Raw genomic sequence first — 10648 nt, forward strand, 5'->3', positions numbered from 1 at the left:
TGAAACAACCGCGGAACGCTCGCCCCACCGCTGCCGCTGACTCTGCTGACTTAGTGCTCTGGCTTACTTGCTGCTCGCCACCGGCTTCTCAGTGCCGGCATTCGGAGCCGCGCCCTCCGGAGCCCCCGGCCCCCCCGGACCGCCGCCCGGCGGCCCCGCCTGCGCCTTGATCACCGTCGCCCCCGGGAACAGCTTGAAGGACCCGCCCGCGGCGATCTCCTCGTTCCCCTGCAGCCCCTTCTTCACCAGCACCTTGCCGCCGATGTCCGGGCCCAGCTCCACCATCATGGTGTTGGCCATGAACAGCGGCGGCATTCCCGGCATCTGCTTCTCGGCGGGCGCGGGCACCACCGCCCACACGTGATCGCCGAACGCCGCGCGACGCACCGCGGTGGTCGGGATCGCCAGGTAGTCACGCGGGGCCTCCAGCGGCACCACCACATCGATGAACATGCCCTGCTTCAGCTTGTGCTCGGGGTCGGGGATCGTCGACCGCACGCGGATGTTCCGCGTGTTGGGGTTCACCTGCGAATCCACGGACAGCACCGTGATCTTGAGATCCGGCCCCAGCACCTCCGACTGCGCCACCACTGTCAGCCCCGGCACGGCGCGGCTTGCGTACTCCTGCGGGATCGCGAAGTCGAGGTAGATGTCGTCGGTGATCTCGGCCAGCATGATGATGGGCGTGCCCTCGGGCAGGTACTGCCCGGGGTGCACCGTGCGGATGCTCGCGCGAGCGTGGAACGGAGCCGTGATCGTCTTCTTGTCGATGACCGTCTGTATCTGCGCCACCCGCGCCGCGGCCTGCTCAACCTCCGCCCGCGACTTCGATATCGCCGACTGCGCCCGCTCGATATCGGCGTTCGCCTTCCGCAGGTCCGCGTTCACGCGGTCGATCTCGGACGCTGATACCGCGCCGCTGGCCGTGGAGTACCGCTGCTGGTTGCTCCTTGCAAGCTCCAGGTTCGACTGCGCCACCACGAGGTCCGCCTGCGCGAGTTCGACGCCCTTCTGCGCCACCGACATCGCCGCGTTCGCCGCCGCCAGGTCGGCCTCCTCGGTCCGCGTATCAAGCTTGAGCAGCACCTGCTCGGCCTGCACCTCATCGCCCGTGTCGAACATCACCTCGCGCACCGTCCCGGAGACCTCATTGGCCACCTGCACCGAGCGCTTGGCGACCACCGTGCCCACAAGCCGCGCCGTCTCGAACCACGAGACCTTCTCAACCGGCACCACGTCCACCGTGAACATCGGCGTCATTGCCGGCTTCTCGGCCGCCTTATCCTGACGCTTCTTGAACAGGTAAACCCCGCCGCCCGCGACGAGAAGAACGACGACCAGCAGGACGCCGGCGATAATCGGCTTGTGCTTCATGGGTGGTGCTCGCTGCCCTTCCAGGCTCACGGCGCCGCGCGGCGCCCGCTCGCCCCGGTGCTCTCGGATCTCTTCCCGGCCCGGGTGGAAAGAACCCTATGTTCGATAGTTGAGGTTTTCAACTGTTCCGCTACACTCACTCCTGATGCCCCAGTGCCGCATCCCACGCCCCAAGGACCCAGACGCCGCGCTCCGCGCCGAGGTGGTCGAAGTCCTCTTCGCTTACGTCGAGCGCCTCCGCGTTCACTTTGAGGGCATCGCCAAGAGCCACGACCTCACCCCCGTGCAGGCCAAACTCCTGCTGGGCCTTGGGGATAAAGCGCCCATGCGCACCCTCGCCTCCGAGATGTGCTGCGACCCCTCCAACATCACCGGCGTTGTTGACCGCCTCGAAGAACGCGGCCTCATCTCCCGCACCGAGGACCCCGAGGACCGCCGCGTAAAGATCCTGCAAACGACCGCCGCGGGCCGCAAACTCCGCGACAGCTTCGTCGCCAAGCTCTTCGCCGACGTCCCCGGCATGTCCAATCTGACCCGCGCACAAGTTGCGGGACTGAAAGCCGCGCTCGCGCCGCTCGTAGAGGAATGACCCGACGCCGGGACTGAGGAGTCCTCGACGAAGTCCCGGGTGGTGTAACCATCGATGCGGTTCACACACCCGCACTCGTCGCCGAACTCCCCTCTACCCTCCGAGGGTTGACCCTCCTCGACCCCACCTCCGCCCTCCTCGCCGCGGCCATCACCATCCCCGCGCTGCTGGTCCTCTACCTGCTCAAACTCCGCCGCCGGCCCGTCCGCGTCTCCACCATCATGTTCTGGCCGCGCGCCACCGAGGACGTGCAGGCCAACGTGCCGCTGCGCATGCTCCGCCCCTCATGGCTGCTGCTGCTGCACCTGCTGATCCTCGCCTGCTTCTGCACCGCCCTGGGCCGCCCCGCGCTGCTCCAGGGCGCGCCCGCCGCGGAGCGCGTCATCCTGCTGATGGACACCTCGGCCTCAATGGGCGCGCTCGAGCCCACCGAAGGGCCCGAGCCGCTCTCGCGACTGACCAAGGCGAAGCGCCGCGCCCTTGACCTGGTCGATGAGCTCCGCTCCGGCGGTGGCCGGCGCGAAGTGTGCGTGGTCGCGTTCGCCGCCGATGCCCGCGCCGTCACCGGATTCACCAGCTCCCGCGCCGTGATTGCCGACGCCGTCAACAGCCTTCAGCAGACCGACGAGCCCGGCAACCTGTCCGCCGCCATCAAGCTCGCCGACGCCATCGCGGCGGGCGCCTCCGACGCCGAAGCCGACGGCGGCGAGCCCCCCACCACCCTCCTCCTCAGCGATGGCTCATTCCGCGACCAGGGCCGCCTGCCCGCATCCACCAGCCGCCTGCGCTTCGAGCGCGTGGGTGCTCAGGAGCTCGACAACCTTGGAATCGTCGGCTTCTCCGTACGCCGCGATGCCGCGGACCCCGCCACTGCCCGGGTCTTCGTCGACGTCCTCAACACCGGGAACCAACCCCTCGCCGCCCCCCTGTCGCTCTCCCTCGACGGCACCATTCTCCAGAGCCGCGCCATCGACCTCGCCGCCGCCACCCCAGCCGGCCCCGCGCGCCAGAGCGCCATCTTCGAGCTCCAGAACACCACGGGCGGCGTCCTGCTCGCGACCATCGGGCGCGACGACACGCTCGCCGCCGACAACATGGCCGGCGCGGTCCTCCCGCCCGCCGAGCGCCCCTCCATCCTCCTCGTCGTCCCAGACGACGCCGCCGATACCAGCAGCCTCACCGCCGCGACCTGGATCCTGGAGGATGTGCTCACCGAGCTCCGCTCCCGCTCCTTCCGCCGCATGCCCGCCAGCGAGTACGAGCGCAACGCCGCGACGGGCGACCTCGCCGCCGCGGACCTCATCGTCTTCGACCGCGTAAGCCCCACCCGTCTCCCCCCGGCCCCCACCATCCACTTCGGCGCGGTGCCCATGTTGACGTTCCTCACCGCCGCCGGAACCGCCGGCCCCACCAACATCCTCTTCTGGCAGCGCTCGCACCCCATCCTCCGCAACGTCGCCCTCGACAGCGTGCTCGTCTCCCGCAGCACGCCGCTCGTCATCGAAACGCCCCCGCCCCCGCAGCCCGGCACTCCGCCCACACCCGCCCCCCAGGAACTCATGCGCGGCCTCGACGGCCCCCTCATGGCCCTCGTCACCGATGCGTCCGGCACCCGACGCCTCGTCGCCGCATTCGACCTCTCACACACAAACTGGCCGCTCCAGGCCGGCTTCCCCATCTTCCTGTCTGACGCGGTGGACTTCCTCACACTCCGCGCCGACGCCGCCGCTGGCCGCGCCTTCAAGACCGGCGAGCCGGCCGAAGTCCGCCTCCGCCCCGACACCCCCGGCCGCGTCACCCTCCGCGGCCCCGTCGAGCTCGTCCTCCGCGAGGCCGACAAGCCCAGCGCCTCCACCCTCAGCGCCGGCCTGCTGCCCCGCGCCGGCGTCTACCTCGTCACCGGTCCGGCGCTCGACAACGCCCTCGTCATCAACCTCGCCGACGACGTCGAGAGCGCCCTCGCCAGCCCGCCCGCCCTCGAAGTCGCTGGCCGACCGGTCGAGGGCGTCACCGGCGTCTCCGGCACGCGCGAGGTCTGGTGGTGGTTCGTCCTCGCTGCCGCGGCCATGCTCGCCTTCGAATGGTTCATCTACGGCTGGTCGATCAGGGCATAATCCGCAGCTGTTCGATCAACAGATCAGCAATCTGCTCGCAGGTGAGCCCGTCGGTCTCGACCACGACATCCGCGATTGCACGGTACAGACCGTCACGTGCCTTCAGCACGTCAGGCACTTCCGCAACGGCGTCACTGCCGACGAGCGGAGGCCGCGCGGTCGTATCCCCACGCAGCCGCGCCTGCAGTTCCGAGGCGCTCGCCCGCAGGTACACGAGGCGAACTCCGTCCATGCTCCGCAGAGCTTGAACTGCTCCAGGCGCCGTGGGCGTCCCCCCACCCAGCGCCAGCACACCGACACTGGCCGACCGTCCGCTCATCGCTCGCAACGCCGCGACCTCCGCCGCACGGAACGCCTCCAACCCGCGAACACCCAGCGCCTCGCCAGCACCCGCAAAGCCCAGCACCTTCGCAGTCTCGTCATCAAGGTCGACGAACTCACGCCCGAGCCGACCGGCGATCAGCCTCCCAATTGTCGACTTCCCCGCACCTCGCAGCCCCATCAGCACGATCATGCAACCATGCGGCGCTTCGTTCACCGCTAGAGCTCCCCTGCCGCTCGAAGCGTCTGATCCAGAACTGCCGTTGAAATCCGGAACTGGATCCGCGCGATCAACGCCTCAATGAGCGGTCGCACCTCGCCCACATGCCCGCGCGACTTCGCCTCAAGGAGAACTCCGAGAACGCCAGTGGTTTCGAGCCCCAGCTGCACCGCAGCGCTCCGGCCCGCCCGCTCATCAATGAGGACCTCAGCGCCCAGCTCCAACGCGAGCGCAATCGCCTCCGATTCGCCAGGCCCCAGGCGTGCCTGCAGCTCTTCAACCCGGGCGCGATCGCCAGGCGCGACAACCTTCAGCCACGGCAGTTTCGGGAATGCGTTCCCTTTCGACAGCTCTGCCTCCACTGCGGGAGGTATCAGCACTTGCCCGTACAGCTTTGTGAGCAGGTCAAGCAGTCCCAACGACTCAAGCGCCCGCAGCGGCGACGTGTCGCTCACTACCAGCACTCAGGCGCCCTTCCGCTGCTGCTGCCGCACCTGCCGACGCGCCAGCGATCGCAGGTCGAGCTCCAGGTCATCAGCGGTGTACCTGTAAGGAGCGATCCCCCGCTTCTTGAGCTCGCCCTCCACGGCCACACGATCGAGCCCCGCCAGCCGGGCCGCGTCAGGTAGCTCGATCTTCTCCGATTCGAACAGTCGGCACGCAAGCTCCACGAGCACATCCCGCTCGCTCCACCCCGCCGCCCTCAGGATGTCATCGGGGATCTCCACCTTCATACCCCCGATCGTAGCGAACCACCTTCCCGCCACGCGAACCCCACACCAGCAGCAAAACGAACGAAGCCCCGCCGATCGGCGGGGCTTCATCCAAGTGGGCGAGGAGGGACTCGAACCCCCGTAGGCTTTCGCCAACAGATTTACAGTCTGCCCCGTTTGACCGCTCCGGCACTCGCCCAGGGCTCCCCCATCCAGCCGGACCGGCCGGGACGAGGGGTGGGAGTGTATTCGCACCCACCCCGCGCTTCCACGCCGCGCCCCAACCCCAACGCATGAACGCTCCCGGCATGAGCGCACCTGCACCCCCCGCCACCCCGCCCTCCCACACGCCTCGGCGACGCTCCACCCCATGCCCGCCGACAACACCCCACACGGGCCCACCCGGGCTCAGGTGATCGTCATCACCGGCGCCTCCTCCGGCGTCGGCCGCGCCACCGCCATCGCCTTCGCGCGGCGCGGCTGCACCATTGGCCTCCTCGCCCGCGGCGAGGACGGCCTCGCCGGCACGGTCCGCGATGTGGAAGCCGCCGGTGGAAGGGCCATGGCCGTGCCCACCGACGTCTCCGACCCACACGCCGTCGAGTCCGCCGCCGCCACCATCGAAGAGGCCTTCGGCCCCATCGACGTCTGGGTCAATAACGCCATGACCGCCGTCTTTGCCCCCACCTGGGACATGACCGCCGACGAGTTCAAGCGTGTCACTGAGGTCTCCTACCTCGGCTACGTCTACGGCACCCTCGCCGCCCTCAAACGCATGCTCCCCCGCGACCGCGGCGTCATCATCCAGGTCGGCGCCGCCCTCGCCTACCGCTCGATCCCCTTCGTTTCCGCGTACTGCGCCGCCAAGCATGCCGTGAAGGGCTTCACCGAGTCCCTCCGCGTCGAGCTCATGCACCGGCGCTCGAGGGTCCGCACCACCCTCGTGCACCTGCCGGCGATGAACACCCCCGCCTTCCGGACCATCCGCAACAAGATGCCCAGGCGCGTCCAGCCAATCCCGCCCATCTACCAGCCCGAGCTGGCCGCCGAAGCCATCCTCTGGTCCGTCTCCCACGCCCGACGCGAGCTCTTCGTCGGCTGGCCCACCATCAAGGCCGTCTTCGGCAACCGCATCGCCCCCCGCACCGCCGACCGCTGGCTCGCCACCAGCGCCCTCGACCACGCCCTCTACGACGGCCCCAACGACCCAGACCAGCCCGACGCCCTCTTCTCCCCCGTCCCGGGCGACCAGGGAGCCCACGGCGACTTCGACCACCGCTCCCGCGACGTCAGCTGGGCCCTCTGGGCCGACATGAACCGCCGTTGGCTCGCCCCCGCCGCGTTCGCAACCCTCGGCTTGCTGGCCGCGTCCCTGATCCCCACGTTCAGGGCTGCCGGACGGGCCCGCCAGCGCCCCCTGGCCGCTAACCTCCTCCCCCGCCGCCCCTTGCAGGCCGGCCGCCGCGCCGCCTTCGCCCGCGCCTGAACCCCGTCGATGACCCGCCCCCCTTGCCCGGACGAGGGTTGGCGCTACTATTCCGGCCCTACTTGGAGTTCCGCATGTACGCCATCATCGACGAGTCCGGCAGCCAGCGCAAGGTCACCCAGGGCGAGGTCATCCTCGTGGACCTGATCGATGAGGGCAAGGCCGAGGCCGGCAAGACCATCACCTTCGGCAACGTCCTCGTTGTCGGCGACGTCGGCGGCGCGGCCAAGGTCGGGGCCCCCTTCGTCTCCGGCGCCTCCGTCACCGCCGAGGTGATCGAGCCCATGGTCAAGGGCGAGAAGCTCCACATCCAGCACTTCCAGGCCAAGAAGACATGGCAGAAGAAGACCGGCCATCGCCAGCGCTACACCAAGGTCAAGGTCACCGGCATCAAGGGCTGATCAGGCCATCACACAGCATCTAAGAGCCCCGAGCGCAGGCTCGGGGTTTTTTCTGCGCGCACCGCCGAGCCCGTTTGCTCCCCCACCCCTCCCGTGGTACACCACACGCCCCACACCGGGAGGAGTCGCCAATGTCCAAGATGAACACCAAGCAAACCGGCCCCAAAAACACGAAACCCGCCCCCAAGCCCACGCCCAAGCCGGCCCCCAAGAACGTCATCCCCAAGGCTCCGCCCAAGCCGCAGCCCTCGCCCATCCAGAAAGCCAACACCAAGCTCAACCAGGATGAGGGCAGCGGCCACTCCCGCTCGCGCCACGTCGGCATGACCGACAAGAAGCTCGTCGACCGCAAGATCGACACCGCCACGAGTTTCAAGACCAAGCACGACCAGAACAAGGTCGCCGCGTCGGGCCTGGGCACCAAGGCCGCCAACAACGCCGTGAAGAAGGCGATCTCCACCGGCCAGAACCAGGCCATCACGGTGAAGGGCTCCACCGGCCGCACCGCTTCCATCACCCGCGTCGTCACCAGCGACGGCCAGAAGTTCAACGCCAAGGTCACCGAGAGCAAGATGGTCATGCAGGGCGGCACCGGCAAGGTGCTCACCACGTACGCCACCAAGGGCACCATGCTCCCCAAGCCCGCCCCCGGGCCCAACCTCAAGCCCAGCACCCCCAACAAGAACGTCAAGGACATTGCCTCCGGCGCTGGCAGCCTCCGCAAGGTCCCCGCCCCCGTCGCCCGCACCGGCATGCCCATGGGCAAGGTCGTCGACAAGAAGTCCAACTAACAAGTCGAACTGGCGCCGCTCACCAACCTCCTTTCCAAGGGCCCACTTCGGTGGGCCCTTGTCATTTCGGGTTGATCCCCTCCTCTTCACCGTCTAGCTTTCTCTCAGGTGGAAGCACCGGGCCCTCTGTTCGAGCGCGGCGGCCCGGCCCTCCAGAATCACTCACGCCCGCGCCCATTCCTGACAGGTGAACCCATGACCCGCTCGCTCCACAGCGCGTGCGCCCTCTCCCTCGCCCTCCTCGCCGGCACCCTCACCGCCTGCTCAACCAGCAGCACCACCAACCCCGGCCAGCTCGCGGCCCAGCCCACCAAGGCCCGCCTATTCGACGGCCTCGGCAACCACACCCGCAAGGTCACTACCTCCAGCCCCGACGCCCAGCGCTACTTCAACCAGGGCCTCAACTGGATGTACTCCTTCAACCACGACGAGGCCATCCGCTCCTTCGAAGAGGCCGTCCGCCTCGACCCCGGCTGCGCCATGGCGTACTGGGGCATCGCCCTCTGCCACGGCCCGCACATCAACGCCCCCGTCATGACCGAGGACTCCACCAAGGCCGCGTGGTCCGCCCTCCAGAAGGCCAAGGACGCCGCCGACAACGCCACGCCCGTTGAGAAGGCACTCATCGACGCCCTCGCCTCCCGCTACATCGACCCCGCCTCCGCTAAGGACGGCAAGCTCCCCCTCACCTTCGACGAGCGCAGCACCCTCGACAAGGCCTACGCCGAAGCGATGTCCCGCGTGTACGACGAGCACAAGGACGACGCCGACGTCTGCACGCTCTACGCGGAGAGCCTCATGGACCTCCGCCCCTGGGACCTCTACGAGGTCGGCACCGCCGCGCCGCGCCCCGAGACGCCCCGCGTGCTCGAAGCCCTCGAGCTCGCCCTCAAGATCAACCCCAACCACCCCGGCGCGTGCCACTACTACATCCACGCCGTCGAAGCCTCCAGCACGCCCGAGAAAGCCAGCGCCGTCGCCGACCGCCTCCGCACCCTCGTCCCCGCCAGCGGCCACATGGTCCACATGCCCAGCCACATCGACGTCCGCACCGGCAAGTGGGCCCTCGCCGCCGAGCAGAACCGCAAGGCCAACAAGGTCGATGACGAGTACCGCAAGCTCAGCCCCAAGCAGGGCCTCTACCGCCTCTACATGGCCCACGACGACCACTTCCTCGCCTACGCCTGCATGATGCTCGGCCGGCGCGAAGAGGCCCTCAAGGCCGCGGCCGACATGGTCCGCAAGATCCCCGCCGACTTCGTCAAGGACATGGCCCCCTTCGTCGACGCCTACACGCCCATCGGCAGCGAGGTCATGGTCCGCTTCGGCATGTGGGATGAGATCCTCGCCAGCCCCAAGCCCCCCGAGCACCTCCCGATCACCGTCGCCCTCTGGCACTTCGCCCGCGCCGCGGCCCACAACGCCAAGGGCAACACCTCCCTCGCCCGCGAAGAGCAGCGAACCTTCCGCACCCACATCAAGACCATCCCGCAGGAAGCGATGATGGCCCAGAACCCCGCGCACAAGGTCCTCGAAATCGCCGACCACACGCTTGAGGGCGAAATCCTCTTCCGCGAGGGGAAGACCGACGACGCCGTGGCCAGCCTCAAGAAGGCCATCGCCATCGAGGACACGCTCCGCTACATCGAGCCGCCGGACTGGGTGCAGCCCGTGCGCCACTCCCTCGGCGCCGTCCTCCTCGCCGCCGACCGCCCGCAGGATGCCGAGGCCGTGTACCGCGAAGACCTCAAGATCTGGCCCGAGAACGGCTGGGCCCTCTACGGCCTCTCCCAGTCACTCAAGGCTCAGAACAAGGACACTGCGGAGATCGACAAGCGCTTCAAGGAAGCGTGGAAGCACGCCGACACCAAGCTTCACGCGTCTTGCCTGTGCGTGCCCACAAAGTGAAAATGGAAAAGTGAACAGGGAAAATGGGAGGGAGCCATGGTGAGCCGTCTGAAGCCCGAGATCGTCGCACGCGCTGAGGAGTTCAGCGACAGGATGCTTGATGTCGTCGACGCCCTCGAGAAGAAGCGCGTCTATGCCCGCATCATCGACCAGATGGTCGGCTGTGGCACTTCGGTTGGGGCGAACGTGTGTGAAGCGGACCAGGCGATGAGCGCCAATGACTTCTGCAAAGCGCTGGGCGTCTCAGTCAAGGAACTCGGCGAGTGCGGCTACTGGCTGCGCCTGTGCGTCCGCCGCAAGTGGATCCCGGCTTCGCGCCTGACCAAGCTCCAGGATGAGGGAGTGCAGTTGCTCAAAATCTTCGGAACGATGATCAAGCGCACGCGCGCGAAGAACCGTAAGCGCTGACCATTTTCACTTTTCCCTTTTCACTTTTCACTTTACGCGCCCGCATTCCTTCCGGGAACCGGCGCCCGCGTGAACCCCTGACAGCCCGAAATCGGAGTCACCACCAAGTGCAAGGACGCGTGCCGCGGATGCCCGCACTCCTCAACGAGATCCTCCGGCGCCTGCCCCGACACACGAATCTGGTACAGCCGCGGCTGCTCCTGCGGCTGGTTCTCCCCGAAGTGGGCGCACAACCCGCACTGGCCTTCGTGTACCTGTTGCATGTCTTCAGTCTGCCCGCGCCGCCCGACCCCCGCCTGTTGTCCGCCTGAGCGGCCGTTCAG

Annotated in this window: 12 protein-coding genes and 1 tRNA gene; 8 read left to right on the forward strand and 5 right to left on the reverse strand. The window is 68.2% G+C overall.

Features of this window, described 5'->3' with window-relative positions:
- Window positions 1-63 precede the first annotated feature (63 nt).
- Entirely contained in the window at window positions 64-1374 is a 1311-nt protein-coding gene (locus tag VD997_09885) for an efflux RND transporter periplasmic adaptor subunit (GenBank protein ID HYE62296.1), read from the reverse strand.
- A gap of 145 nt (window positions 1375-1519) precedes the next feature.
- Between VD997_09885 and VD997_09890 the strand changes: the two genes are divergently transcribed.
- Entirely contained in the window at window positions 1520-1963 is a 444-nt protein-coding gene (locus VD997_09890; GenBank protein HYE62297.1) for a MarR family transcriptional regulator, read from the forward strand.
- Window positions 1964-2070: 107 nt separating this feature from the next.
- Window positions 2071-4077: a vWA domain-containing protein gene (locus tag VD997_09895; protein ID HYE62298.1), complete on the forward strand. Its 2007-nt coding sequence runs from the start codon at window positions 2071-2073 to the stop codon at window positions 4075-4077.
- On the opposite strand, the gene VD997_09900 is transcribed toward VD997_09895, so the two are convergent.
- The 4 genes from VD997_09900 to VD997_09915 form a co-directional block, all read right to left on the reverse strand.
- Window positions 4067-4615 carry a shikimate kinase gene (locus VD997_09900; GenBank protein ID HYE62299.1) on the reverse strand — a complete coding sequence of 183 codons (549 nt, stop codon included), beginning with the start codon at window positions 4613-4615 and terminating at the stop codon, window positions 4067-4069. The genes VD997_09895 and VD997_09900 overlap by 11 nt on opposite strands.
- Window positions 4616-4617: 2 nt before the next feature.
- A complete protein-coding gene (locus VD997_09905) occupies window positions 4618-5073 on the reverse strand; it encodes a DUF3368 domain-containing protein (GenBank protein HYE62300.1) in 456 nt (151 codons plus the stop codon).
- A 9-nt stretch (window positions 5074-5082) separates the two neighbouring features.
- The gene (locus VD997_09910) at window positions 5083-5352 is read right to left on the reverse strand and encodes a UPF0175 family protein (protein ID HYE62301.1); all 270 of its coding nucleotides are present in this window, start codon (window positions 5350-5352) and stop codon (window positions 5083-5085) included.
- Between the two features lie 95 nt (window positions 5353-5447).
- Window positions 5448-5530 (reverse strand) — tRNA-Tyr (locus VD997_09915).
- Between the two features lie 171 nt (window positions 5531-5701).
- Here VD997_09915 and VD997_09920 point away from each other — a divergent pair.
- From VD997_09920 to VD997_09945, 6 genes are all read left to right on the forward strand, one after another.
- On the forward strand, window positions 5702-6817 hold the full coding sequence (locus VD997_09920) for an SDR family oxidoreductase (protein ID HYE62302.1): 1116 nt from the start codon (window positions 5702-5704) through the stop codon (window positions 6815-6817).
- A gap of 74 nt (window positions 6818-6891) precedes the next feature.
- Complete coding sequence (gene rplU, locus VD997_09925; GenBank protein ID HYE62303.1) at window positions 6892-7218, forward strand: 50S ribosomal protein L21; 327 nt, start codon at window positions 6892-6894, stop codon at window positions 7216-7218.
- A 131-nt stretch (window positions 7219-7349) separates the two neighbouring features.
- The gene (locus VD997_09930) at window positions 7350-8009 is read left to right on the forward strand and encodes a hypothetical protein (protein ID HYE62304.1); all 660 of its coding nucleotides are present in this window, start codon (window positions 7350-7352) and stop codon (window positions 8007-8009) included.
- Window positions 8010-8204: 195 nt separating this feature from the next.
- Complete coding sequence (locus tag VD997_09935) at window positions 8205-9917, forward strand: tetratricopeptide repeat protein (protein ID HYE62305.1); 1713 nt, start codon at window positions 8205-8207, stop codon at window positions 9915-9917.
- A gap of 36 nt (window positions 9918-9953) precedes the next feature.
- Entirely contained in the window at window positions 9954-10325 is a 372-nt protein-coding gene (locus VD997_09940; protein ID HYE62306.1) for a four helix bundle protein, read from the forward strand.
- A 128-nt stretch (window positions 10326-10453) separates the two neighbouring features.
- Window positions 10454-10636, forward strand: a complete 183-nt coding sequence (locus VD997_09945) for a hypothetical protein (GenBank protein ID HYE62307.1) — start codon at window positions 10454-10456, stop codon at window positions 10634-10636.
- The last annotated feature ends 12 nt before the right edge of the window (window positions 10637-10648 follow it).

The organism is Phycisphaerales bacterium (genome assembly GCA_035627955.1).
Lineage (GTDB): Bacteria > Planctomycetota > Phycisphaerae > Phycisphaerales > UBA1924 > JAEYTB01.